The sequence below is a fragment of the Clostridium homopropionicum DSM 5847 genome, assembly GCF_001263795.1.
GTDB lineage: Bacteria > Bacillota > Clostridia > Clostridiales > Clostridiaceae > Clostridium_H > Clostridium_H homopropionicum.
Map to the genome: position 1 here is coordinate 182,333 of NZ_LHUR01000005.1, position 25,044 is coordinate 207,376.

Annotated in this window: 24 protein-coding genes and 2 riboswitches; of the genes, 11 read left to right on the top strand and 13 right to left on the bottom strand. The window is 30.2% G+C overall.

The window, feature by feature from the left end; all coding sequences use genetic code 11:
- Nucleotides 1-360 precede the first annotated feature (360 nt).
- Both CLHOM_RS00880 and CLHOM_RS00885 read right to left on the bottom strand, forming a co-directional pair.
- A complete protein-coding gene (locus CLHOM_RS00880; protein WP_052219784.1) occupies nt 361-1,743 on the bottom strand; it encodes a citrate/2-methylcitrate synthase in 1,383 nt (460 codons plus the stop codon).
- A 229-nt stretch (nt 1,744-1,972) separates the two neighbouring features.
- On the bottom strand, nt 1,973-3,034 hold the full coding sequence (locus CLHOM_RS00885) for a nucleotidyl transferase AbiEii/AbiGii toxin family protein (protein WP_052219785.1): 1,062 nt from the start codon (nt 3,032-3,034) through the stop codon (nt 1,973-1,975).
- Nucleotides 3,035-3,393: 359 nt separating this feature from the next.
- On the opposite strand from CLHOM_RS00885, the gene CLHOM_RS00890 reads away from it, so the two are divergent.
- Together CLHOM_RS00890 and CLHOM_RS00900 are read left to right on the top strand one after the other, a co-directional pair.
- Complete coding sequence (locus CLHOM_RS00890; RefSeq protein ID WP_052219786.1) at nt 3,394-4,992, top strand: methyl-accepting chemotaxis protein; 1,599 nt, start codon at nt 3,394-3,396, stop codon at nt 4,990-4,992.
- 567 nt (nt 4,993-5,559) lie between these two features.
- The gene (locus tag CLHOM_RS00900; protein ID WP_052219788.1) at nt 5,560-5,790 is read left to right on the top strand and encodes a DUF2188 domain-containing protein; all 231 of its coding nucleotides are present in this window, start codon (nt 5,560-5,562) and stop codon (nt 5,788-5,790) included.
- Nucleotides 5,791-5,834: 44 nt separating this feature from the next.
- Here the strand turns inward: CLHOM_RS00900 and hydF are convergent, their stop codons facing one another.
- The 3 genes from hydF to CLHOM_RS18905 form a co-directional block, all read right to left on the bottom strand.
- Nucleotides 5,835-7,031, bottom strand: coding sequence for a [FeFe] hydrogenase H-cluster maturation GTPase HydF (gene hydF, locus CLHOM_RS00905; protein ID WP_052219789.1), 1,197 nt, complete (start codon nt 7,029-7,031; stop codon nt 5,835-5,837).
- 124 nt (nt 7,032-7,155) lie between these two features.
- Entirely contained in the window at nt 7,156-7,686 is a 531-nt protein-coding gene (locus CLHOM_RS00910) for a hypothetical protein (RefSeq protein ID WP_052219790.1), read from the bottom strand.
- Between the two features lie 141 nt (nt 7,687-7,827).
- Nucleotides 7,828-7,983, bottom strand: coding sequence for a DUF1294 domain-containing protein (locus tag CLHOM_RS18905; RefSeq protein ID WP_423230620.1), 156 nt, complete (start codon nt 7,981-7,983; stop codon nt 7,828-7,830).
- A gap of 349 nt (nt 7,984-8,332) precedes the next feature.
- Between CLHOM_RS18905 and ndk the strand changes: the two genes are divergently transcribed.
- Nucleotides 8,333-8,731 (top strand): nucleoside-diphosphate kinase, encoded by a 399-nt coding sequence (ndk, locus tag CLHOM_RS00920; protein ID WP_052219791.1) that lies wholly within the window; start codon nt 8,333-8,335, stop codon nt 8,729-8,731.
- Between the two features lie 150 nt (nt 8,732-8,881).
- On the opposite strand, the gene clpA is transcribed toward ndk, so the two are convergent.
- From clpA to metF, 6 genes are all read right to left on the bottom strand, one after another.
- Nucleotides 8,882-11,143 (bottom strand): ATP-dependent Clp protease ATP-binding subunit ClpA, encoded by a 2,262-nt coding sequence (gene clpA / locus CLHOM_RS00925; RefSeq protein ID WP_052219792.1) that lies wholly within the window; start codon nt 11,141-11,143, stop codon nt 8,882-8,884.
- A gap of 2 nt (nt 11,144-11,145) precedes the next feature.
- The gene (locus CLHOM_RS00930; protein WP_052219793.1) at nt 11,146-11,445 is read right to left on the bottom strand and encodes an ATP-dependent Clp protease adaptor ClpS; all 300 of its coding nucleotides are present in this window, start codon (nt 11,443-11,445) and stop codon (nt 11,146-11,148) included.
- A 221-nt stretch (nt 11,446-11,666) separates the two neighbouring features.
- On the bottom strand, nt 11,667-14,036 hold the full coding sequence (locus tag CLHOM_RS00935; RefSeq protein WP_052219794.1) for a homocysteine S-methyltransferase family protein: 2,370 nt from the start codon (nt 14,034-14,036) through the stop codon (nt 11,667-11,669).
- Complete coding sequence (locus CLHOM_RS00940; RefSeq protein ID WP_242846718.1) at nt 14,026-14,706, bottom strand: methionine synthase; 681 nt, start codon at nt 14,704-14,706, stop codon at nt 14,026-14,028. Before CLHOM_RS00940 ends, CLHOM_RS00935 begins: the two co-directional genes overlap by 11 nt.
- Before the next feature lie 11 nt (nt 14,707-14,717).
- A complete protein-coding gene (locus tag CLHOM_RS00945; protein WP_052219795.1) occupies nt 14,718-15,170 on the bottom strand; it encodes an S-ribosylhomocysteine lyase in 453 nt (150 codons plus the stop codon).
- Nucleotides 15,171-15,191: 21 nt separating this feature from the next.
- Complete coding sequence (metF, locus tag CLHOM_RS00950; RefSeq protein ID WP_052219796.1) at nt 15,192-16,094, bottom strand: methylenetetrahydrofolate reductase [NAD(P)H]; 903 nt, start codon at nt 16,092-16,094, stop codon at nt 15,192-15,194.
- Between the two features lie 86 nt (nt 16,095-16,180).
- Nucleotides 16,181-16,287: riboswitch (SAM riboswitch) on the bottom strand.
- A 140-nt stretch (nt 16,288-16,427) separates the two neighbouring features.
- Between metF and CLHOM_RS00955 the strand changes: the two genes are divergently transcribed.
- The 3 genes from CLHOM_RS00955 (at nt 16,428) to CLHOM_RS00965 (ending at nt 19,436) form a co-directional block, all read left to right on the top strand.
- Nucleotides 16,428-17,750: a putative DNA modification/repair radical SAM protein gene (locus tag CLHOM_RS00955; protein WP_052219797.1), complete on the top strand. Its 1,323-nt coding sequence runs from the start codon at nt 16,428-16,430 to the stop codon at nt 17,748-17,750.
- An 11-nt stretch (nt 17,751-17,761) separates the two neighbouring features.
- Nucleotides 17,762-18,505: a TIGR03915 family putative DNA repair protein gene (locus tag CLHOM_RS00960; protein ID WP_052219798.1), complete on the top strand. Its 744-nt coding sequence runs from the start codon at nt 17,762-17,764 to the stop codon at nt 18,503-18,505.
- Between the two features lie 97 nt (nt 18,506-18,602).
- A complete protein-coding gene (locus CLHOM_RS00965; RefSeq protein ID WP_052219799.1) occupies nt 18,603-19,436 on the top strand; it encodes a methyl-accepting chemotaxis protein in 834 nt (277 codons plus the stop codon).
- 47 nt (nt 19,437-19,483) lie between these two features.
- On the opposite strand, the gene CLHOM_RS00970 is transcribed toward CLHOM_RS00965, so the two are convergent.
- Nucleotides 19,484-20,407: a patatin-like phospholipase family protein gene (locus tag CLHOM_RS00970; RefSeq protein ID WP_052219800.1), complete on the bottom strand. Its 924-nt coding sequence runs from the start codon at nt 20,405-20,407 to the stop codon at nt 19,484-19,486.
- Between the two features lie 157 nt (nt 20,408-20,564).
- Nucleotides 20,565-20,664: riboswitch (TPP riboswitch) on the top strand.
- Between the two features lie 127 nt (nt 20,665-20,791).
- Between CLHOM_RS00970 and thiD the strand changes: the two genes are divergently transcribed.
- The 5 genes from thiD (at nt 20,792) to CLHOM_RS00995 (ending at nt 24,694) form a co-directional block, all read left to right on the top strand.
- On the top strand, nt 20,792-21,595 hold the full coding sequence (gene thiD / locus CLHOM_RS00975) for a bifunctional hydroxymethylpyrimidine kinase/phosphomethylpyrimidine kinase (RefSeq protein ID WP_052219801.1): 804 nt from the start codon (nt 20,792-20,794) through the stop codon (nt 21,593-21,595).
- Nucleotides 21,588-22,385 (top strand): hydroxyethylthiazole kinase, encoded by a 798-nt coding sequence (gene thiM, locus CLHOM_RS00980; protein ID WP_052219802.1) that lies wholly within the window; start codon nt 21,588-21,590, stop codon nt 22,383-22,385. The genes thiD and thiM overlap by 8 nt, the downstream gene beginning before the upstream one ends.
- Nucleotides 22,376-23,008, top strand: coding sequence for a thiamine phosphate synthase (thiE, locus tag CLHOM_RS00985; protein ID WP_052219803.1), 633 nt, complete (start codon nt 22,376-22,378; stop codon nt 23,006-23,008). The genes thiM and thiE overlap by 10 nt, the downstream gene beginning before the upstream one ends.
- 424 nt (nt 23,009-23,432) lie before the next feature.
- Complete coding sequence (locus tag CLHOM_RS00990; RefSeq protein WP_052219804.1) at nt 23,433-23,675, top strand: hypothetical protein; 243 nt, start codon at nt 23,433-23,435, stop codon at nt 23,673-23,675.
- A 224-nt stretch (nt 23,676-23,899) separates the two neighbouring features.
- On the top strand, nt 23,900-24,694 hold the full coding sequence (locus CLHOM_RS00995; RefSeq protein WP_052219805.1) for a hypothetical protein: 795 nt from the start codon (nt 23,900-23,902) through the stop codon (nt 24,692-24,694).
- 82 nt (nt 24,695-24,776) lie between these two features.
- Here the strand turns inward: CLHOM_RS00995 and CLHOM_RS01000 are convergent, their stop codons facing one another.
- The gene (locus CLHOM_RS01000) at nt 24,777-24,977 is read right to left on the bottom strand and encodes a hypothetical protein (RefSeq protein ID WP_052219806.1); all 201 of its coding nucleotides are present in this window, start codon (nt 24,975-24,977) and stop codon (nt 24,777-24,779) included.
- Nucleotides 24,978-25,044: the final 67 nt, after the last annotated feature.

Below are 25,044 nucleotides of genomic sequence, written 5' to 3' on the forward strand. Positions count from 1 at the left end.
CCTTAATTATTCTTCTGTAATTAATAATAAAAATAGCATGAATCCAGCAAATATTTTTCATTGTACTTTATAGCTAATTTCCTTGAGTTCCAGTTTTCTTGGATTTATCACTATCAAAGTAGTGTACCTTTAGTTCCCCATCTTTTTCTTCCCAGGTTGAAAAAACTTCCTCATTTATCATATGAAAAATTTTTTAAAGCAAATCTTCTATTTTTTTATATCTGCTAGCTACAGGAATACAGGCATATCCTATTTTCATCTAAAGCTCTCCTCGTCTTAAATACTATGCTTAAAGTCTTCAATATACAAAAAATATTATACTATTTCTTTTAATAAAAAAAGAGGATAAATTTCCTCTTTTTATCTGTTATCTAATGGTATATATTTTTCGTCTAACTTAATATTTTTATATGCTGGTCTTATTATTTTAGGTTCACTAGCCACCTGTTCAATTCTATGAGCACACCAGCCTGCAACTCTTGAAGTAGCAAAAAGTGGTGTATACAATTCCCTTGGAATATTTAACGTATCATAAACAAATCCAGAATAAAAATCCACATTAGCTGATATACTGTCATTTCCTCTTAATTCTGCGAAAATGTCCTTGGAAATTTCTTCTATATTATTGTACAAATTAAACTCATCTAATCTGTCTTTTTCTATTGCTAGTTTTTTTGCCTTTTCCTTTAATAGTACAGCTCTTGGATCTGATAAGGTATAAATCGCATGTCCCATTCCATAAATCAAACCTGAACCATTATTAGCCTTTTTATTAAGAATCTTTATAAGATAATCTCTAATTTCTGCAGTGTTATCCCAGGCCTTAATGTTTTCCTTAATATTATCCACCATATTCATAACTTCTAAATTTGCACCACCATGCTTTGGTCCCTTTAGTGAGCCAACTGCCGCAGCTATGGCAGAATAAGTATCAGTACCTGAAGAAGATACTACGTGTGTAGCAAAAGCTGAATTATTACCTCCTCCATGCTCTGCATGAAGAACTAATGCTAAATCTAATATTTCTGCCTCTGTTTTTGTATATTGATTATCTGACCTTATCATATATAATATATTTTCTGCAGTACTAAGTTCTTGCTTAGGAATATGCAAAAATAAGCTTTGATTTCCATGATAATGAGCCTTAGCTTGATATCCATAAGAAATCATAGTAGGAAATCTAGCTATTAATTCAATACTCTGCCTCAAAATATTTTTTATGCTAGTATCATCTGGATTACTATCAAAAGAATATGTTGCAAGAATAGTTCTTTGAAGTTTGTTCATTATATTATTACTTGGAAATTTTAATATCATGTCTTCAGTAAAACCATCTGGAAGAATTCTACATTCACCAAGAAGGTATTTAAATTCTTCAAGTCTTTTTTTACTAGGAAGCTCCCCAAATAGCAATAAATAAGCTACTTCTTCAAATCCATATCTGCTTTCAGTTTGAAAGCCTTCAACTATTTTCATTATATCAATGCCTCTATATTCAAGCCTTCCTTGATCCGGAATCCTTTTGCCATCACTTGTTGTATACCCATGAACATTTCCTATTTCTGTTAAGCCTACTAGAACCCCAGTACCATTCTCATTTCTCAGCCCTCTTTTTACATCATATTTGCTATAATACATTGGGTCTATATAATTATTCTTCTCTGCAATTATGGAAAGTTCATTTAATAAATTTTCATTGAATATGTTTCCTTTGAAAGTGTCACTAGTAAAATTATTAATCATTGCCCCGTTTCCCCCCAATTAAAAAACCATTAAAACTAAGTATAGTATATTTTATCATATTATTCATGCATAATAAACATAAATAATTTTATTTCTGAATTAAATTGTTTGTGTTATTTCATTTTCAGTGCCAACTTAATGGTATTAAAGCAAGAATTATATATTATATTATATATTTTTCATAAAAAATGCAATTATTATTTTTAATAATTCATATTTATATTCATATTTATTCATCAATTATGGATTTTAATTCATTTAAAGTAGCTTCTATGGATGAAAAATTGTCGAAATCTTTATACAATACTATAGCTTCAAATGCATAGGTCCAATGCAATAAGTAGTTAGCCATGCTCCCAATGGTTTTTAAATTAAGTTTACTTTCTATATTATATTGTAAATAGTTCTCTATAAAATATTGAACTTTCTCATTTGTTTCAATATATTCTTTATTAATACTTTCTGTATACAAAAACTTTAATTCCTGTAAAATATCCTGCAAAATATATTCAATCTCTATTGGATTTATTCCTTTTAAATAAAATTCTAAGCCTATACTATTCATAAAATATTTGCTTATAAGATCCATATCTTGCAAGGAATTATATTTATTCACTAAATAAAATAAATCATAAATATTCTTATATAACTTATCTTTTTTAAATTTTTCAATTCCTATAGTATTTACAGCAAAAACCATTAACTTCCCTGCCATTAAAGCATGAGGGGTTATGCAATTAGGCTCATAATTTAGTTTTAGACCCAAAACATAAGCATTCTTTACCTTATTTGTCTCAATTTTTTTTATATTTACATGCAAAAAATCAATTTTCAAAAGTGCTCTTTTATTTTTTTTGTTTTCTTTAAAAATAAATGGAAGTGATACAAGAAATGTAGTTATAGGCATTTTATTTTTAACATCTCTAACACCCTTTGGTATATATTCTCTTATGCTTGTTTTTAACTTACTTTGATTAAATTCTTTTCCTAGAGAGGATAATTCCGTCCTAAGCTTATTTGGAGTTAAACTTGTATATAAATCTAAATCTTCCGTACATCTCTGCTTTTCTAATGGTATATACAATTGAGCACAGGCTCCTCCTTTTAAAATACAATTATCTTTTAGCCTGCTTTGAAGTTGGGAATGTATTTCATAAATCCATATATGACGTTCTAAAATGCTTTTATTGTAAATGCCATAATAATTTGCCTCACTGGCAATAGTATCTTCTAAGAAAGAGGAATATTTATGTTTAAGTAAAGACATTCGTTTTAAGTTATTTGTTTTCACTAATTATCCCTCCAAATATTAAAGGTATCAAAAATATTTATAAGTTAACTATTAATTTATCCTAATGTAACAAAGTATATACGGCAGCAAAAAAATTTAAGAAACTGTTAAGATTAAAAGAGTAGTTTTAGCATAAAAAATAATATATAATAATATAACAAAATATGTTTTTAGGGGCAATGTTTGTATTATTTATTTTACATATTTTAAATAAATTACAATGCATTATAAAGGGGGAGCTTATGTTTAAAAATAATTCGCACAGAAAACTCAGTACAAAAATAATTGTTTCATTCACAGTAACCATACTAGTAATTATCTCTGTTCTTTTTTACATTAGCTATTCTAGGAGTTATAAAATGTTAACCACTAGTCTTGGAAATATAGCTTGTGAAATAGCAAAATCTGCTGCTGAAAAAATCCCTGTTGAAGAATATAAGCAGTATAAGACCGTAGAAGATACAAATAAAGAATCCTATCAAAATCTTTTAAATGAATTCTCTGATTTAAGAAAAGTTTCTGGTTCAAAATATCTATATGTTATTCAAAAAAATGATCAAGGTAAATATATATATATATTAGATGGTTCTGAAGAAGCCGCCGAATTTGGAGATGAAGAAAAGCCATATGAAGATTTTGAAAATGTTTACAAAGGAACACCTTTCATATCTGACGAAATTGAAATTGACGAGTATGGAACATTAATTTCTGCATATTATCCAATAAAAGATAGCAGCGGTAGCGTCCTTGGATTTGTTGGAGTGGATTATGATGTAAGTAATGGATATGAAGCTTTAAATAAATTCCGTAACAGTATTATTTTGGTATCCATTATAGTTCTTGTCTTATCAATCATAATAGCAATTATACTTTCAAAATATATAACAAAGCCAATTGAGAAAGTGTCTAAGGTAGCTCAAAAGATTTCTGATTATGATTTAACAGTTGACAAAGTAACTGTAGATTCAAAAGATGAAATAGGAGTTTTAGCTAAAACCTTTAATATAATGCTTGATAGTATTTCAAATTTAATAAAAGAAATTTCTCTGTCTAGTGAAAGCTTACACAACACCTCAGAATCCCTTTCAGAAATGGCTAACAATACTACCTTAGCAACTGATGAAGTATCTAAAAGTATTAACGAAATCGCTTCATCAACAAATAAGCAGACGAGTTTCCTATCTGATGGTACTGAAAAAACTAATAAACTCGCTGACAGTATTAATGAAGTTTCCTCGTCAATACAAAGAGTTACTTATTCAGTAAGCGATTTAAATAATTTAAATAGACAAGGTATTTCAACAGTTAATTTATTAATTGATAAATCTAAAGAAAGTTCTTCTGCAAGTGAAGAAGTTGGAAATGTAATCTTAGAAGTTGATAAGAGTTCCCATGAAATAGGTGTTATTGTTGATACAATTAATAAAATTGCAGCACAAACTCAGCTTTTAGCTTTAAATGCTAGTATAGAATCTGCTAGAGCTGGAGAACATGGGAAAGGATTCGCTGTAGTAGCCGAAGAGGTTCGAAAACTCTCTGAACAATCAGCTTCAGCCACTGAAAACATTAGTAAATTAATAGAAGGAATTCAATTTAAATCTGCAAAAGCAGTAAGTTCTATGAAAAGAGCAGCTGAAATTAATTTAGAGCAAGGAAAAATTATGAATGAAACTGAGGTAATACTAACCTCTCTCTCAAATAAAGTGAAAGATTTAATAAATGATATACAAATAATTAAAACTCAAAATGATGATATGACAAGTAAGAAAGAAGCCATTGTATTAGTTATGAATGAGATACTTAAATTAGCTGAAGAAAACGGTTATAGCACAGAAGAGACAATAGCTGCTACAGAAGAGCTTCTTTCATCAGTAAGTGAATTTACTAGTTACGCTAATAATTTAAACACTTTATCTGAAAAACTGATTCAAGAAGTAGAACGTTTTAAAACTAACTAAGTCACTAAAGTGGAATCATCCGAATATATCCCATTATATCGGTTTTCAGCTTTTTATGGACCTTCAGAATGAACCTTTTGGATATTTCAATATAATACTTTATTTTATTCCAAAAAGGATATATAATAGATAGTACAGATTTAAGTTTAAGGGGTGTATCCATAATCATGAAAACCCATTTTAAAAGAAAATTACTCCTATGCTGTTTGATTTTTCTTTTAATATTTAGAATTTCTACTTTACGTGAAAATGTTAAATATTTTTATAGTTCAAATACTCAATCGAAAAACCATGCATTGATAGAATATGAAATAAGTACAAATTCTATGGCATTTGCCGGTAAACGAGTACTAGATTTTAAATTTATTCCAAGCATTATACCTAATATTCTTAAGGTAATTTGCAGTTGTCTTTTAGCTCTTATTATAATTCGATTTTTCTATAAACCTATCTTTGATTTAAGGCGAAAAATATCTTACTTAAATGTAATTTATTTTAACGGAGGTAAATATAAGACTATATCTTCTTTTAATTAGCTCTTCATGAAATTAAAAGGAGGAAAATTAAATGTCTGATAAATATATTTATACAATACCTAATCAATCTGGTGGATGGGATAATATCGATAATATAACTGGCGAAATAATAAGTCATCATAGAACAAAAAGCAATGCGATAGTAAAAGGAAGAAGGCAAGCTAAAAAGAGAGAAGCAGATTATATAATATACAATCTAGACGGTAAAATTGGTCAAAGGCTTGTTTATGTAGATACTACTTTATGTAGAGTTGAGTTCTAAAATATACAAGAGGATAATAGTTAGTAACTCTTATCCTCAAATTTTTATTCAATATTAAATATTTCTAAGCTTCTATTTAAAATTCCTGTTAAAAATGCTAATAAAATTCCATAATTAGTAATAGGGATATTCTGCTCTCTGCAAATCCTAATTCTGCTTTCAACAGTTTTCTTGTTTACCATACATGCACCGCAGTGAATTACTAAATCATATCCAGCTAAATCCTCCGGGAAATCATGCCCTGCTTTAAATTGAAAGTCAAACTTTTTATCAGTAAATTTCTCCATTAAATTAGGTATTTTCACTCTACCAATATCTTCATGTGTACTATTATGAGTGCAGCTCTCGCCTATTAAAATTTTTGCACCATCTTTTAAATTTTTAACTGCACTTACACCTTTAACAAACTCTAACAGTTCTCCTTTTGTTCTTGAAAAAAGAATAGAAAATGATGTTAACTTTATGTTATTAGGTACTATTTCATTTACTTTTTTAAATGCTTGAGAATCTGTAACTACTAAATCTATGTCTTTTAGGTCTTCAATAGCTGCTTCAAGCTCTGTATCCCTAACTACGTAGCTTTTTATTCCATTGTCTAAGCAATCTCTAATAACTTGAACCTGCGGAAGAATAATTCTTCCCTTTGGAGCTTCTGAGTCAATAGGTACAACTAATATAACCTTACCATTGTAAGGAACTAAGTCTCCTATTAAAGGAGTTTCCTTTTCCAAGTTGTCTTGGATTTTTTTTATGATACTTTGTTTTAATAATTCAATATCCTTTTCATTGTTAGTTGATATGAAAATGCAATTCTTATATAAATTTTTCAACTCACTTATTTTTTCTTTTGATACCGTATCTATTTTGTTAATTACAGTTATATAAGGAATATTAAATCTTTTAAAATATAGTAGAGTTTTCTTATATATTTCTTCATCTAAATCGTTAATATCCATTAAGTAAAGAGCTAGTTCTGTCTTTTGAATAACCTTTAAACTCTTTTCTACTCTTAAATTTCCTAACTCCCCTTCATCATCCAATCCTGCGGTATCAATAAATAGCACAGGTCCTATAGGAATTAATTCCATTGGTTTATTTACCGGATCTGTAGTTGTACCCTTTATATTTGACACAAGAGATGTTTCTTGACCAACTATTGCATTTAATAAAGATGATTTACCCGCATTTCTTTTTCCATAAATCCCTATGTGTATTCTGTTAGAATTAGGTGTATTGTTCAAAGCAAATTACCTCCGTTTATTTCTTAAGTTTATTTAATAATTATATTATAAAACAATAATAATTAGTAGATATAAATACTTATCATAAAAAACTTCTTATTAATAACTTAATGATAATAATTAATTATTTTAACTCTGCTAAGCTATTAAAATTATCCATCAGCTTATCTATTACGCTGCTTACATTCTGGCTACTACTTCCCCCTAACTTTGTCAGCTTCAGTGCAGAATCTGAAGTTTTTACAAGTGAAGTCAGATAGTTACAATACTTTTCATGGAACAGCTTCAATTTGCTTGAATGTTTCAAAGAAAGCACTTCTTCTTCATATTTATGTAAATTTTCACTTTCAAGAGATATAATATCTACATTTTCCTGCTTAGTAGGATTCCCAGCGGCTTTTTTAATATTTCCTACAGAAGTTTTTATTTTCTCAGAGTAGTCTTTTATATTTTTAGTATAGCTTATATCTGTTTTATAACTATTCACTTCATCTATTGGCGAAACCCCTTTTATTACAATATTGTATAGGGAAATTCCAATGATAATCATTATAACCAGAGTCATTAACTTAAATGCCTTTTTTATTAATGATGTAATAAATAATATAACCAGAATTCCTATTAATCCGTAAAATAAATAATTTGGTGCATCCATGAACTAGCTCTCCTCTATTCTATAATTTTTTTATTTATAAAAATAATAATAATATGTTAAATACAGTTGAATTAACAATATTGCTGGAATACCAACTATAAATTTTAAATGTTTAGTTTTGTGCTTAAAAGCTTTCATCCCTCAAATTACACCTATACCTCCAAAAAATAACGCTACTAAGAAAATCGATTTCTCAGATATTCTCCATTTTCTTTCTTTTGCTCTTTTTTTGTCTATATACATAATGTATATTCCATATAAATTGATTATAATCAAGTATAAAATTACGTATTTCATATCTTCATCCCCTCTAGTAAAATATAATTAGTAATATAAGAATTTTACGATGTAAAATTCTTGAGGTACTAGATGCTAGGTTCTAGGTACTAGTGAAGGATGTTTTGCTTTTGCAAAACTAAACTTTAGCTTAGAAGCAAAGCTTCTATCGCATATTGTAGCTTGCTACAATGGCGGATTTATAATTAAGCTATGCTTAATTATTTCATTTCCTAGTACCTAGCACCTCGTAACTAGTACCTAAGAAAAATGCCTCACATTTTTCTTCTATTATACACAAAAAAGAATATGATGAATATAAATGGCAATAATTTATAGTATAATTTTTATTATGCAAGGAGTTATAAGCATGGAAAAAACTTTAGTTTTAATTAAACCTGATGCAACAGAAAGAAATATTATTGGAAGTATTATTAGTTTTTATGAAAAGCAAGGACTAAAAATATCCCAAATGCAGATGATGGAGGCTTCAGTTGAAAAAGCAACATTGCATTATTCTGAACATATTGGAAGACCTTATTTTGATGAACTAATATCCTATATAACAAGAAGCCCTCTTTGTGCTTTAGTTATTGAAGGTGAAGATGCTATCAATAAGGTTAGAAAAATTAATGGGAATACCGACCCTGAAAAAGCAGATAAAAATACCATACGAGGAAGCTTCGGACTTTCAAAAACAGAAAATTCCGTTCATGCTTCAGACTGCTCTGAAAATGCTCAAAGGGAAATTAAAATTTGGTTTTCATAATTTTTTATTAACATAATTTTCTTCCTTTGAGCAAGAGCATGCTACAAGATTTACTTACTTATATGCCATGGAGAAAGATGATTAAATTTTAATTATTAAACCCTCTTAAAAATAAAGAGGGCTTAATTTATCTTATTTAATTAATCTGCTTTAAAAGATTTTTTCTATTATTATCTTATCTTCAACAACATCTAATGAAGCCTTTCCTCCCTTTGAAAGTTTACCAAAAAGAACTTCGTCAACAAAATACGGTTTAACCTCCTGTTGTACTACACGAATTATCTCCCTTGCACCATAAGCAGAAGATAGACCTTTTAATCCAATCCATTTATAGCAGCTTTCAGAAACCATAAGTTCAATATTTTTTGATAGAAGCTTCTTCTCAAACTCACATAAAGTTTTACGTGCAATAAGATAAGCCATTTCCTTATTCATTCTATTAAATACTACTATCTCATCTAATCTATTTCTGAATTCTGGTGAAAATACTCTATCTACTTCTTTATTAATGGCATCATCTTCAACAATCCTGGACCCAAATCCCATCATAGTTTTTCCTACTTCTCGCGCCCCAGCATTTGAAGTCATTATAACTATAACATTTCTAAAATCAGCCTTTTTACCATTGTTGTCAGTTAAGGTTGCATAATCCATAATTTGAAGTAAGACATTTAAAATATCTCCATGAGCTTTTTCAATTTCATCTAAAAGCAGTACTGCATAAGGAGTTTTTCTAATTGCATCTGTTAAAAGACCTCCTTCTTCATATCCTACATATCCTGGAGGAGCTCCTATTAGTCTTGCTACGGTATGTTTTTCTTGATATTCACTCATATCGAATCTTATTAAAGGTATACTTAGGGTCTCTGAAAGTTTTCTTGCAATTTCAGTTTTTCCAACTCCTGTTTGTCCTACAAATAGAAAACTAGCAACAGGCTTTTGTTCTTCATTAAATCCTGCCCTTGATCTTTTTATTGCCCTAACTATGGTATCAATAGCTTCATCTTGTCCGTAAATATTTTTCTTTAATTCAGCCTCTAGATTTTTTAGTCTATCTAGCTCATTGATGGATATATTATTTTGAGGTATTTTTGCCATTGAAGAAATTATTTTTTCTACTTCCTTTTCGGTTATTGTTACCTTAGCATCACTTTTTTCTCTTAACCTAGCAAAAGCGCCAACCTCATCAATCACATCTATAGCTTTATCTGGAAGGTACTTTTCATTGATGTATTTTGAAGATAGCTCTACTGCAGATTTTAATGCCTCCTCAGTGTAAACAACATTATGATACTGTTCATAATTTTCTTTTAAACCCATAAGAATTTTAAAAGTATCCTCTTTAGAAGTCTCTGGAATCTCAATCTTTTGAAACCTTCTTGATAAAGCTCTATCTTTTTCAAAATACTTTTTATATTCTTCATAAGTTGTTGAACCAATAAATCTAAGCTTTCCATCAGTTAAAAATGGTTTTAAAATATTTGCTGCATCCATGGCACCACCGGAAACTGCTCCTGAACCTACTATAGTATGAATTTCATCAATATATACTATAGCTTTTCCCTGTGCCTTTATTTTCAATAAAACCTTTTTTATTCTTTCTTCAAAATCTCCCCTATATTTAGCTCCTGCTAAAAGGCTTGCCATGTCTAAAGAATATATTTTAAAGCCCTTTAGAATGCTTGGAACTTTATTTTTAACAATTAATTGAGCAAGTCCCTCAGTTATTGCAGTTTTACCAACCCCAGGATCGCCAACATGCACAGGATTGTTTTTAAGTCTTCTAGATAATATTTGAAGTGTTCTATTTAATATATCCTCTCTTCCGATTAATGGATCTAATTCACCTTTTCTAGCTCTTTCAGTTAGTTCCACTGTAAAACTCTTTAGTAGATAGCTGCTATTTTTATCTTCCTCTTCTGAATATGTATCTTCCTCATCCTCATCATCAGAATCATAAGAAATTTCCTCTGTAAAATCATCCATATGCTTATTGCCATGAGAAATATATCTTAAAATATCAATCTTACGAATACCTTGCTTCTTTATTAAGAAACCTCCATAGGATTCATCTCCATCATAAAGTGCAACTATCAAATCAGAAACTTTTATTTCTTTTCTTCCAGAATTAACAACCTGAGCACTGGCAGTAGATAAAATTCTTTGAACCCCTACTGTTTGAATAGGTTCTACTTCTTCATCTAATTTAGGAATATACTTGTTAAAATACCCTTCTAAATCTTTTTTTAATTCCTCCACATTTCCCCCACATCCCTTAATAATATCCTTACCTTCTTTAAAGAACATAGCTGCATAAAGTATATGTTCTGGAGTGTAATACTCATGTTTATGCTTATTGGCTTGATTATAGGCAAATATTAATATTTCGCTTAAAACTTTATCTAAATTCATAATTACTCCTCTTCAATTGTTAATTTTAGTGGAAAACCCTCTTGTTCAGATAATATTTCTACCTGTTTAATTTTAGTCATAGCAATATCATATGTATAAACTCCTGCAATTCCAATTCCTTTCTTATGCACATCCAACATAATCTTTGTAGCTTCTTCATTACTTTTTCTGAATATATTTACTAAAATAAATACTACAAATTCCATTGTTGTGTAATCATCATTATGCAGAAGAACCTTGTACATATTCGGATTTTTTAAAATTATTTTATTTTTTTCCTGAATACTAATCTGTTCCTTCAATTTTAACAACTCCAAATTTTATGTATTATTTAATAATTATATCAAAATTTACCCTACATATAAAACTCTAAAATGGATAATATAATATCATCAGAATTTCTAACCGTTGTTGGTATATTTATTAATGGATATTACAGAAGTGTTCATTAATAAATCAACAACTTTAACATCTTCTGATCATATAGATGAAAGGTAGGTGCCTTGTCACCTACCTTTATCTATTACACTATATTGAAGACTTTTTTAGCAATTTGTACTGCCTCTTGTGCATCCTTAGCATAGTAATCAGCATTAATCATTTTTGCATATTCTGGATTCAATACTGCTCCCCCAACAATAGTTTCACACTGCACATTATTTTCCTTAAGTGATTTTATTGTTTCTTCCATACTTTTTACTGTAGTTGTCATTAAGGCACTTAGTCCTACTAACTTAACATCCTCCTCTTGAGCCGTTTTAACTACTTTCTCTATTGGAACATCTTTTCCAAGGTCAATTATTTGAAAACCGTAATTTTCCAAAATAACTTTTACAATATTTTTCCCAATATCGTGTATATCCCCTTTTACTGTGGCAAGTATTATCTTTCCTTTAGAAACGCCTTTTTTATTCTCTAATAATTCTTTTTCCTTAATAACTGCAAAGGAATTCTTTACTGTTTCAGCTGATTGAATAAGCTGAGGAAGGAAAATTTCTCCTCTTTCAAACTTTCCTCCAACCACATCTAATGCTGGTATTAAATAATTATCCACTATTGTCAAGCTGTCGTTTGTCTTTAATAATTCTTTTGTAATCTGAGTCGCTTCTTCCTTAATACCCTTTATTATTATATCTTTTAAATCACCTTTGTTGGTTGTCTGTACCTCCTGTTTCACTTCTACATTAGAATTTACTTCTATATATTCTTTAGCTTCCTTATCTATATTAGCTAGCACCTTAAAACTCTTTATTACATCCATTATAGCTTTATTATTTGGATTTAAAATAGGTGCATCTAATCCCTGCACTAAAGCCATAGAAAGAAAAGTCTGATTAAGTAGTTCCCTATTAGGAAGTCCAAAGGACACGTTACTAACTCCTAGAAGAGTTTTTACCCCTAGTTTTTCCTTTACAAGTCTAACTGCCTTTAAGGTTTCCATTACTTCTTCCTGCTGAGCAGAAGCTGTAAGTACAAGACAATCTATTAATATATTTTCTTTTTTAATTCCATATTCCTTAGCTGTACTTACGATTTTTTCAGCAATTTTAAATCTATCCTCTGCCTTTGATGGTATTCCGCTGTCATCTAGAGTAAGTCCTACTACACAGGCGCCATACTTCTTTGCAATAGGGAACACCTCTTTCATAATCTGGTCTTTTCCGTTAACAGAATTTATAATTGCCTTTCCATTGTAAATTCTTGCAGCAGCCTCTATAACCTCTGGGCTTGAGCTATCTATTTGAAGAGGTAAATTAATTATTGACTGAATCTCCTTTATAACTCTTACCATCATTTCAGTTTCATTTATTTCAGGTAATCCTACATTAACATCTAGAATATCAGCTCCAGCTTCCATTTGATTAATAGCTTCTGTAAGAATATAGTCAATATTATTATTTTTTAATGCCTCTTTAAATTTCTTTTTGCCTGTAGGATTAATTCTTTCACCAATAACCTTTACTCCATTTCCTAGAATTACTGTTTTTGAAGGAGAACATACAGAAGTGTATTCTTTATTTTCTAGAGCCTTTGGAGTTTTATAGTTTAACTTTGATACTACTTTTTTTATAAATTTTTCATTAGTTCCACAGCAGCCTCCTAATATACAGGCTCCTTTTTCAGCCATAGTTTGAACGTGATTAGAAAACTCCTCTTCTGAAATATTATATACGGTTTTTCCATCAATAATTTTAGGTAAACCTGCATTTGGCTGCACCATTACAGGAATTGATGAGTACTTTAAAATTTCCTCTACAATAGGAAGAAGTTCTCCTGGTCCTAAGGAGCAGTTTACCCCTAAAGCATCTACTCCTAAGCCTTCAAGTAAAGTAACCATGGTAATTGGATCAGTTCCAGTAAAGGTTCTTCCATCTTCTTCAAAGGTCATTGTACAGAATACTGGCAAATCTGAGTTCTCTTTTGCAGCAATAATTGCAGCTTTTGCCTCATATAAATCTGATATGGTTTCGATTAAAATCACATCGCAACCAGCCTTTACACCAGCAACCACTTGTCTTTTAATTATTTCATAGGCTCTTTCAAAATTTAGGGTTCCAATTGGTTCAAGCATTTGCCCAATAGGTCCAATATCAAGAGCAACATACTTTTCTCCTTTAGCCCCTTTTGCTATCTTTACTGCGTTTGTTACTATTTCTTCCACAGAATAGCCTGTATTTTTAAGCTTTAATTCATTTGCTCCAAAGGTATTGGTTGTTATTATATTAGCCCCTGCTTCTATATATTCTTCGTGAATTTCCTTTATTATTTCCGGATGTAGGATATTATAGGTTTCTGGAATCTCTCCAGTTTTAAGGCCCCTTTGCTGAAGCATAGTTCCCATAGCCCCATCGAAAAATATGAATTCCTTTGTAATCAAGTCCCTAATTGCCACAGTAATTGCCCCCTTTTTTTAACTGGCACCATTTAGAATTATTACAAGTTCTGCACCCCGGATGAATACTTATAATATTTTTATCTTGAAAGCCTATAATTGCAGTTACTGATTTTCTTGGAATCAAAATATTTGTTTCCGTAACTGTAAGGCCTATTTTTTTCTGAGCTTCAAGTGCATTTATTATTTCCGGTTGAATATCTATTGCAAAGTCCCCATATCCTGGACTATACCTGTAAGTAATACCAAGATCATAATTATTCAATGCTTCTTCTTTAATTTTATTACTAGCTTCATCACATACCCACTCTATAGCAGTAGATGCACAAGCATCTAGAATAAGAGCTTTTGTAAGATTTGTTTTTTCATATAACTTAATCTTAGTATCAACTAAGCTGCCAAGGGTCACTCCTAAAACAGCACACATGGTTGAATCTTTTAGATGGTGTGAAATATCTGAACCCTTTAGGATTAAATTACTATTTAAGAGCTCTATCTCTTCTTCTAATTGCTTAATTTCGAAAAGTTTATAAGTGTATTTGTAATTTGAATACTTTTTTATTTCTTCAATACATTCATCTATTAATTGAGATATACTTTCTCCAATATTCCCCTTTTTGTATCCTAAATACCTTAGTACTTCATTCCTGTTTACTTCCAAGTTTATCACCTCAAAAACATCTATCTGTAAAACTCGGTGCTAAACCCTTTTTCTAAAACATACTTAGAATATTCCTTAGCTCCAAATAATGATAAATCCCTATAATTTCCGCATTGAAGATCATTAGCCGCTGGTACTTCTTTAGCTTCTAATACTTGTTTTAATGATGTTTCAAGAGCAGTTTTAATATCCTTTGGATCTACATCTCCCCAAATTGTCAAATAAAATCCTGTTCTGCAGCCCATAGGTGATAAATCAATAATTCCTTCTAAATTTTCTCTTAAAAATCCTGCAAGCAGATGTTCTAAGGCATGAATTGATGCTGTAGGCATCTCTTCCTTATTGGGCTGTAAAAATCTTAAATCAAATTTTGAAACTATATCGCCCTTTTTACCTTCAAGTGTACAGCACTTTCTCACGTATGGTGCAACAACTTTCCTATGATCTAATTGAAAACTTTCAACTTCTGACATTTTAATTTCCTCCTTAAAATATTATTTTTCTCCATTTGAATTATTTAATGCAGTAACTATTGATGATATATTATGAACTATTTTTTCTGCTACCTCTGGATTATTCATTGTGTAAATATGAATACCAGATACCCCAGATGATATTAAATCAATAATTTGCTCCGTTGCATAAGCAATTCCAGCATCCTTTAATGCTTCTTTATTATCAATATATCTATCTAAAATTTTAACAAATTTTTCTGGAATATGAGCACCACACAAGGATGCTATTCTTCTTATTTGATTAGAATTTATTACTGGCATTACTCCTACTTCAATTGGTACATCTATTCCTATAATATCAGTTTTCTCTTTGAAACTATAGAAAAGATTATTATCAAAAAATAACTGTGTAATTAAGAAATCTGTCCCCGCATCTACCTTTCTCTTTAAATACACTATATCGTCCTTCATGCTTTTAGCTTCAATATGACCTTCTGGATAACAGGTTCCTGCTACAGAGAAATAATTATCCTTCTTAATATGCTGTACTAAATCTATTGCATGAGTAAAATGAAGAGGATTTGGAAACTTAAAATCTGGATCCTGAGGGAAATCTCCTCTTAGTGCAAGTATATTTTGAATATTATTTTCTTTTAATTGCTGAAGGATAATATTAATATCCTCTTTGGTAGAAGCTATACAGGTTAAGTGTGCTAGTGCCTCAATATTGTATTTATTTTTAATTATTGATGCAATTTCAACTGTGCTGTTCTTGCTTGTGCTGCCCCCTGCACCGTAAGTTACACTAATATAGTCTGGGTTTAGTGGTGCTAAAGCATCTATTGTTTTATAAATGCTATCAATAGAAGTATCTTTCTTTGGAGGAAAGATTTCAAAGGAAATAACCGTTTTTTTCTGAGAAAATAAATCTTTTATAAACATTGCTAACCCCCCCTAAAATAACAAAAGCTGCCTTTCTATAAGAAAAGCAGCTTCAATCTACACATACATTTTTATTTCCGCTTACCTTCTTATCTCTCAAAATCAAAGATTTTGCAGGATTTGACACCGCTGTATTACTAATACCGGTTGTCGGGCTTCAAAGGGCCAGTCCCTCCACCTCTCATGATAAGAACAATTTTTAATTATAATAATAAACATTTTAATACTATAAATATGCTGTGTCAATAAAAAGTTATTATTAGGGAAATATATATTTACATACGAACTTACGTTTGATAAAATATAAGTATTATATTACTTAGGAGATCAATTATGGAAATACAAGAAAAATTAAAAATATTATCAGCTGCTGCTAAATATGATGTTTCCTGTTCCTCAAGTGGAAGTAATCGAAAAAATACTCCTGGTGGTCTTGGAAATGCTAGCGAAAGTGGTATATGCCATAGTTTTGCAGCGGATGGAAGATGTATATCTCTATTGAAAATTTTAATGACAAATTACTGCTGCTACGATTGTGCTTATTGTGTAAACAGGTTTTCAAATGATCTTCCAAGAGCTATGTTTACTCCTGATGAAATTGTCTCCTTAACAATTAACTTTTATAAGAGGAACTACATTGAAGGCCTTTTCTTAAGCTCAGCTGTTTATAAAAATCCAAATTACACTATGGAATTATTAATAGAGATAGTATCTAAGCTAAGAAAAAAAGAAAATTTTAACGGTTACATTCACATTAAAGCTATTCCTGGAGCAGATTCTGCTTTAATAAAGAAAGCTGGAGAACTGGTAGATAGAATGAGCGTTAATATTGAACTACCATCATCTTCTAGCCTAAAGCTTTTAGCACCGCAAAAAACTAAAGAAAACATTTTAAAGCCTATGTCTTATATAGGTTCTCAAATCAATGCTTCAAAGTATGAAAAAGGAATTTATAGAAATGCTCCTTCTTTTGTTCCTGCTGGTCAAAGTAGTCAGCTTATAATTGGAGCAACCCCTGAAAGCGATTTTCAAATACTCAGGCTTTCAGAAAAACTATATAAAAATTTTGGATTAAAAAGAGTTTACTACTCGGCCTACGTTCCAGTTTCTAACAATCCGAAGCTTCCTGCTTTAAATAATCCTCCGCTTCTTCGAGAGCATAGGTTGTATCAAGCAGATTGGCTTCTTAGATTTTATGATTTTTCTTCAGAAGATTTATTAAATGAAAAAAATCCAAACTTTGATACTCATTTAGATCCCAAAACTGATTGGGCCATAAGAAATATTGACAAATTTCCTATAGAAATAAATAAGGCATCTACAAGAGAGTTAATGAAGACACCTGGTATTGGTGTTAGATCCGTTAGAAAAATTGCTTCTGCTAGACGAGTTCGTTCATTAGATTTTGATGACCTTAGAAAACTTGGTGTAGTATTAAAAAGAGCTCAATACTTTATAACCTGTAAGGGAAAATATTATGGCTCTGTAAGCTTTAATGATCAACTTATAAAAGAAACTCTTAAAAATAATGTTAACTCCAAATTTATATATAATTCTATACCTTCAACTAATTATGAGCAGTTGTCCTTTTTAACTTCACCTCCTTCTGTATATATTCCTTCTGATTCTTATACTAGCATTTCAGGTGAATTATAGGAGGTATTCAAATGGTTGTTTATATTTATGATGGAAGCTTTGAAGGATTACTTACTTCTATTTATGATGCTTATTACTCTAAAGAAAAGCCAGAGGAAATTATAAAAAATGAAGAGTATGTTCCTTCACTTATCTCTAATCCAATATGTATTTCTAATGATAATATAAAAGCTTCAAAGGTTTCAAAGGCAATACAGGAGAAAATTTCACTAACTTCTCTTAAATATATATATTACGCCTACCTCTCTGATGCTAAAGGTAACGGAACCCTAATTTACCACTATGTAAAACTCGGTTTTAAATTAGGAAAGAATTTGGATTTACATTTAACGGAAAATTCCGTACTAAAAATTCATCAGTTAGTGAAAAAAGTTACATTTGAATATCATAGATTTTTAGGCTTTGTCAGATTTAAAAAGATTAAAAATAGATTTCTTTATGCACCAATAGAACCAGACCATAATATTCTATCTCTTATTACAGAACACTTTATTCAGCGTCTTTCTAATGAATACTTTATTATCCATGATTTAAAAAGAAATATTGCAGCTATTTACAATAAAAACCAATGGGTTATTTATAACCTCACTAAGGAAGAAAGTGAAAATTTAATTCAATGTCAAGAGGAAATATTTTATGAAGGCTTGTGGAAGGACTATTTTGAAGCTATAGCTATTAATGATAGGCTAAATCCAAAGCTTCAGAAGAAAATGATGCCAAAACGTTATTGGAAGCACCTCACAGAAATTAGGTAAAAAATAAATTTTTTATTATCTTAACAAAGTTAGACAAATATTGTATAATTATTCCTATGATAACATTTACACAATATTTTGTATTGGAGGAATTTTAATGTCCGATAATGATAGCATAATTTTAGAGAATATCTGCCAAGCACTTCCACTGTTAAATGCAATAACAAGAGATGATATGTCCTTTACAGTAACTAACCTTGAAAAATACATAGCTTACGCTCCAGCAAATAGCTTTAACTTAGATATAAATGTTGGAGAGTCCTTCAATAGTTCAAAGGCAATAAAAAACTGCATTTCTTCTGGAAAACTTATAATTCAAAATGCGCGTGATAGAGCCTCTGGAGTAGAAATTAAGGTTTTTTCAAATCCCATTAAAAATTCTCAAGGAAAGATCATCGGCAGCATAAACTCCGCAGTTAACTTAAATGAAAGCTACCAATTAATGAACGGAATTAATGAACTTTCTAATTCAACTAAGCAAGCAAATGAAAGTATTGAACAAGTTGCTGCAAGTGCTACTATTTTAGCAAAATCGGGTCAAACTGCTACTGAAAAGGTTCAGGATACATTAAAAAAAGCAGCCCAAACTGATGAAGCTCTAGAACTAATCAAAAATATAGCAACACAGATTAATCTTCTCGGTCTAAATGCTGCTATCGAAGCTGCTAGAGCCGGTGATCAAGGTAGAGGTTTTGGTGTTGTTGCCAGTGAAATACGTAAACTAGCTAATCAAAGTCAAGAATCAGTAACAAAAATCAAAAAAATACTTGAGGATATTAATACCTCAGTTAATCAGATAAGTGCAGATATAGATAGCGTTGCATCCATTAGTCAAGAACAGGCTGCATCAACAGAAGAAATGGCTTCTGCTTTGGAAAACATCCACAATGCTACCTTGCAGTTAGAAATTTTTTCAAAAAAATTTACTTAACAAAAATAAAGGTGATATTTAGATTTTCTAACATCACCTTTTAATTTTTATCTATAATCATTTTTATATTTTTGGAAGTTCCAATTCCCGAGAAATTTCTCAGCACTTTTATATCCTGCTTCAAATAATTGAAGTGCTTTTTCTTTTTTTAAGCTAAAATCTGTAGTTTCTACACCTAATGTCGGAATACTAATAGTTCTTACCCAATCCTTATCCTTAACATAAATTTCTTCATTTTTATTTAGCATAGCACTAATTATATCTAAAGAATAAGAAACAATATCTGTTCTCTTTCTAGATGTGTAACTTTTATTTTCATCTACAAGCTTCATTCCAAAGGTTGGCCACCTGGGAGTTCCTTGTACATCAAATATCCATATGGGATAATTGCTTAAGATTCCTCCATCTACCACATAACTTATTTCATCATTATATTTTATCTTTACTGGTTTAAAAAAGAATGGAATGCTAATACTCATCCTTACAGCCTTAGAAATTTCAAATTCCATTGGATCGATATCATACTTAACTAGATCGTCTGGAAGTATAAGCATATCTCCCTTTGTAATATCTGATGCAATTATCTTCAGTGGTGACTTACCATTTACGCTAATATGCTTGAATTTCACTTTTCCCTTCTTTATCAATAGCTGTTTAAGATATTCTTCAATAGGATCTCCAGAATAAATTCCTTTATCTTTTAATAATCTAATTATATTTTCTGGAATATATATGGGCATAAAATCTTTAAATTTTTTCTTATCTAAAAAAACTTCATAATCCATATTTAATATAATTTTGCTTAATTCATTCCCCTTATACCCTGCTGCTAAAAGTGCAGCTATCATTGCACCAGCAGAAGAGCCAGCATAGTTTTGAATTTCATATCCCCTATCTTCAAGGCAGCATACAGCACCCAATAGCCCAATTCCTTTTACTCCCCCACCTTCAAATACAGCATCTATCTTCACCCTATTTCCTCCCTCACAATTACTATTTTCGACCGTGTCACTTTTCTCCTTTCTCCGGTGCCTGGCACCATATACATTATACACATTATAAAATAATATATTATTTCTATTGACTTTTAAGAATTATAAAAATATAATTTAGTAAAAGAAAATATGTGAATTATTGCAGGGGTGCCTTTAGGCTGAGAAGAAGAAATTCTAACCCTTAGAACCTGAACCTAGATTATACTAGCGTAGGAAGCAATGAAGAAGTTTATATGCTTTATATAGCTCCTTTTGCTTTGTGCAAAGGAGCTTTTAATTTATTTAAAAGCTTCGTTTCTAAGCATTCATGCAATAATATCTGTATGAATGTTTTTTATTTTCTAATGAAAGGATGGTTCTATGAAAAAAGTGCTTACTATTGCAGGCTCTGATAGCTGTGGAGGGGCAGGTATTCAAGCTGATTTGAAGACCATCAGTGCCCTTGGAGCGTACGGAATGAGTGTAATATGTGCAGTAACAGCTCAAAATACTTTAGGTGTAACAGCGGTTCAAGAAATTTCTAAAGAGATTGTTGAAGCACAAATAAGAGCTATTTTCGATGATATTTCAGTAGATTCCGTAAAAATAGGTATGGTTTCTAACTCAGAAATAATCAAAACAATAAAAGCTCTTTTAGTAGAGTATGAAGTTACAAATATTATTTTAGATCCTGTTATGATATCGAAAAGCGGCTACTACCTTTTAAGACCTGAAGCCATAGATGCTCTAAAGGATTTAATTGGAATAGCTCATATTGTAACTCCAAATATTCCTGAAGCTGAAGAACTTACAGGAATGAAAATTTCCTGTGAACAAGATATGAAAAATGCTGCTATAAAAATTGCTGAACTTGGTGCAAAAAATGTTTTGATAAAAGGAGGCCATTGCCCAACTAATTCAACAGATATTCTTTACTATAATGGTGAATCTATTAGTTTTGAAAGTAAAAGAATTGAAACTATAAATACTCATGGCACAGGTTGTACTCTCTCCTCTGCAATTGCAACCTATATTGCAAAAGGATATTCCACTGCGCATTCAGTTAAACTGGGAAAAGAGTATATTAATACGACTATTGAAAATTCATTTTCTATAGGTCACGGTGTTGGTCCAGTAGGACATTTTATAAATTTATACAAAAAGGCTGGTGTAAAATATGATTAATGATGTTTCTAAAATAATAACTAATGTAAGAACAACTACTCCACTAATTCATGCTATTACAAATTATGTTACCATTAATGACTGTGCAAACATACTTCTTTCCTATGGTGCCTCTCCTGCTATGGCTGAAGCTTATGATGAAACCTATGATTTTGCATCTATTTCTTCTGCCCTATACATAAACATAGGCACCCTTACAAAAGAACAGGAACAAGCTATCATAATGGCTGTCATATCAGCAAAAAACTATAACGTTCCTGTAGTACTAGATCCTGTTGCCTGTGGTGCTATAAAGAGAAAAATGGATGTTATAAACAGAATTTTCCAATTAGGTAAGGTGGATATTATAAAAGGCAACCTAGGAGAAATTAAATATCTTGCAGGCTACGAGTCTAAATCAAGAGGAGTTGACTCCATTGATGATGGTAATAATTCTGTAGAAGCTTGTGAAAGTCTTGCTTTAAAATATAACTGCACTGTTATTGCTACTGGAGCAGAAGATATAGTTACTGATGGAAAAAGGACAGCAATAATTAAAAATGGAACAAAGCTTTTAACTCTTATAACTGGTGCTGGATGTATGGTTGGAGCTTTAACCGCTGCGACTGCAGCAGCTGAGAAAGATAAATTTATTGCAGGAATAGCTTCCGTTCTTGCGATGAATTTAGCCGGAGAACATGCTGAAAAACTTACAAAAGCCCCTGGAAGCTTTAGAGTTAAGCTTATTGACGAAATATATAACCTAAAAGAAGAAGATTTCCTAAAGGAAGGTAAAGTAACATGGTTGTAGATTATAGTTTATATTTAATTACTGATAGAAGCTTTTTAAATGGAAGATCTCTTGCTAATTGTGTAAGAGAAGCAATAGAAGGAGGCGTAACTTTAATACAGGTTAGAGAAAAAGATATATCCACAAGAGAATTTTTTAAAGTTGCTAAAGAGGTTAAAGAAGTCACAACTAAATATAATATTCCATTGATAATTAACGATAGAATAGACATCGCTCTTGCAATTGATGCTGATGGAATACATCTTGGACAAAGTGATATGCCCATTGAAATTGCTAGAAAGATTCTTGGGAAGGATAAGATTATAGGTATTTCTGCTGGCAGCATATCTGAAGCTCTAGAAGCAGAAAAGAACGGTGCCGATTACTTAGGCATTGGTACTGTTTTCTTCACTGGAACTAAAAAAGATATAGAAGAGCCTATTGGAATTGAAGGTCTTAAAGAGATTGTAAATAAAATTAAAATACCTTCTGTAGCTATTGGTGGAATTAATAAAAACAATTGTGAAGAGGTTATGAAAGCCGGGGTTAATGGTATTTCATTAATATCTGCTATTTTAGCAAATGACAATATTGAAAATTCTTCTAGAAATTTAAGAAATGTTATTAACAATTATACAAAATAATTATTGATTTCAATATTTTAATAATTTTAGTAAAAGTCTATTGACTTTTCCATTAAATAACTATATACTAATAAAGGAAAATAAATGAAAATATTTTAAAGGAGGTAGAGTTATGTTTATGTTAGTTAATGCATACAGTTTAAAAACTTCATATAATAAATGTGTTTTTAGCTCTACCATAAAGAATATTTAATTAATCTATTAGAATTTTTAATTATTTATTGATGTTTAAAATGGCCATGGGTTAAAACACCCATGGCTTTATATATTTTAAATTAAATTACTCTGTTTTAAAGCTGTGGAAATCCACAGCTTTTTATTAAATTTTGTATTAAATATCAAAGAAAGGAGAAAGTGGAAATGATAGTAAAAACAAATGACTTAACTTTATTAACAAAACAATCAGTATTAGGAGGTAATATGCATGTTAAAGCCCGGAGTAAATTCTCATCCATTAGGGTCTAATTTAGAGCTTTTTAAAACAAATAATAAGATACATGAAATAAATGACTACTGTAAATCTGAAAGAATAAATCTTGCTCATTATATTTATCTTTTAGATGCTCATAAAGAAACTTCTAAAATAAAAAATAAAAATATTCTTTTACCTATAAGCAGTTTAGTACTTATTTCGTTATTTATCAGTTTTTTATATATTATAAATTAATATTAAAGGATTGTTTTGCCATAATGGCAAAACAATCCTTTTTCTTTCATACAACTTCCCATTAGTAACAATTGTTTTCATTTTATTAAAATCTTATTTTATTTACTCATCTAAGATTATCTGTTAAAATTAATATTATGATAAATATCTACTTTAAATTACAATATTTATCGACATACAAATCTGATTTTTCTAATAAATAATAAATGAGAGTAGGTAAAATAATGAACAATAAAAGTAAATTTTCAAATAAATTTAGTAACTTGGAAAGCATGGAAGATACTCAAAAATATATAAAAGAAATGCACGAAATGTCTGATAGAAATGCTAGGATAACAAATATAACTTTCGCTGCTGTTGGAATACCACTTTTAATAATTTTTACTCTGACAATTATACAAATGTTCTCTTTTACTATTAATTTAGCAAAAGGTAGTATTGATGATTCAAAACCTGAAATTGTTTCAACTTCGGGAAATACTTCAAATGACACCTCTGCAAAAGATAGCAATGCCAACACAGGTAATACTTCTAATACTCAAGGTACTGTACAAGTTACCTCTGAAAAATTAAATTCAAAATTATATACATATTTGACAGATTCAAAAAATAGAACATCATCTCTTAATAAGGCTACATCTTTAAACAAAGGAAATAGTAAAGGTCTTGCAACAACATTTATAGCACAAATCTTAAGAGATAATGGATACACTATTAGTGATAAGATAATAAACACAGATTCCCTTGTAAAGCAACTTGAAAAGGATGGCTGGGAAAAAATTACCGATTACAATAAGCTAGAACCAGGAGATGTGTGCTTTACAGTTAAATCAACTTCTGGCGCTCCTTCTCATACCTATATATTTATGGGTTGGGTACAAGCAGGTAAAACTGATAATGGATATATTGTAGATAGTCAAGTTTCTGAATATAAGGACACCTACCATCAAAGAAATATATCCGTTTCAACACCTAAAAAAGATAAATTTGATTTCTTTATGAGAAAAAAAATAGACTAGATTACTTCTAGTCAGGCTGTTGGTAAATTATGTTTATCAACAGCCTGAAATAAGGTCATGAAAGGTTCATGACCTTATTTCATTATAACCATCTGAATTGTATCCCGTCTAAATCTTCTTCTCTTACAACAACTCCATTTACACTACTTTCAATTTCCGATTTTTGTTTTATTACTCCTTCATTGATGACTTTATTTGATACTTCACCTTTTCTATAATCCAATGGATGTGCTGAAGGTATATCATTTAGTTTATTTTTATAAAAAATATTATTTTGTGACATACTAAGCCTCCTTATTTTATTATTAACTTAAAGAGTAACATTAGTATTCACATTTAAAATCATTATT

What these genes read in the sequence shown, in the direction of transcription:
- CLHOM_RS00995 (WP_052219805.1), top strand. Translation starts at nt 23,900, where the DNA reads ATGAACAATAAAAGTAAATTTTCAAATAAATTTAGTAACTTGGAAAGC.
- ndk (WP_052219791.1), top strand. Translation starts at nt 8,333, where the DNA reads ATGGAAAAAACTTTAGTTTTAATTAAACCTGATGCAACAGAAAGAAAT.
- thiM (WP_052219802.1), top strand. Translation starts at nt 21,588, where the DNA reads ATGATTAATGATGTTTCTAAAATAATAACTAATGTAAGAACAACTACT.
- CLHOM_RS00960 (WP_052219798.1), top strand. Translation starts at nt 17,762, where the DNA reads ATGGTTGTTTATATTTATGATGGAAGCTTTGAAGGATTACTTACTTCT.
- CLHOM_RS00955 (WP_052219797.1), top strand. Translation starts at nt 16,428, where the DNA reads ATGGAAATACAAGAAAAATTAAAAATATTATCAGCTGCTGCTAAATAT.
- thiD (WP_052219801.1), top strand. Translation starts at nt 20,792, where the DNA reads ATGAAAAAAGTGCTTACTATTGCAGGCTCTGATAGCTGTGGAGGGGCA.
- metF (WP_052219796.1), bottom strand. Translation starts at nt 16,094, where the DNA reads ATGTTTATAAAAGATTTATTTTCTCAGAAAAAAACGGTTATTTCCTTT.
- CLHOM_RS18905 (WP_423230620.1), bottom strand. Translation starts at nt 7,983, where the DNA reads ATGAAATACGTAATTTTATACTTGATTATAATCAATTTATATGGAATA.
- thiE (WP_052219803.1), top strand. Translation starts at nt 22,376, where the DNA reads ATGGTTGTAGATTATAGTTTATATTTAATTACTGATAGAAGCTTTTTA.
- CLHOM_RS00900 (WP_052219788.1), top strand. Translation starts at nt 5,560, where the DNA reads ATGTCTGATAAATATATTTATACAATACCTAATCAATCTGGTGGATGG.
- CLHOM_RS01000 (WP_052219806.1), bottom strand. Translation starts at nt 24,977, where the DNA reads ATGTCACAAAATAATATTTTTTATAAAAATAAACTAAATGATATACCT.
- CLHOM_RS00910 (WP_052219790.1), bottom strand. Translation starts at nt 7,686, where the DNA reads ATGGATGCACCAAATTATTTATTTTACGGATTAATAGGAATTCTGGTT.
- CLHOM_RS00880 (WP_052219784.1), bottom strand. Translation starts at nt 1,743, where the DNA reads ATGATTAATAATTTTACTAGTGACACTTTCAAAGGAAACATATTCAAT.
- CLHOM_RS00965 (WP_052219799.1), top strand. Translation starts at nt 18,603, where the DNA reads ATGTCCGATAATGATAGCATAATTTTAGAGAATATCTGCCAAGCACTT.
- CLHOM_RS00990 (WP_052219804.1), top strand. Translation starts at nt 23,433, where the DNA reads ATGTTAAAGCCCGGAGTAAATTCTCATCCATTAGGGTCTAATTTAGAG.
- clpA (WP_052219792.1), bottom strand. Translation starts at nt 11,143, where the DNA reads ATGAATTTAGATAAAGTTTTAAGCGAAATATTAATATTTGCCTATAAT.
- CLHOM_RS00890 (WP_052219786.1), top strand. Translation starts at nt 3,394, where the DNA reads ATGTTAACCACTAGTCTTGGAAATATAGCTTGTGAAATAGCAAAATCT.
- CLHOM_RS00945 (WP_052219795.1), bottom strand. Translation starts at nt 15,170, where the DNA reads ATGTCAGAAGTTGAAAGTTTTCAATTAGATCATAGGAAAGTTGTTGCA.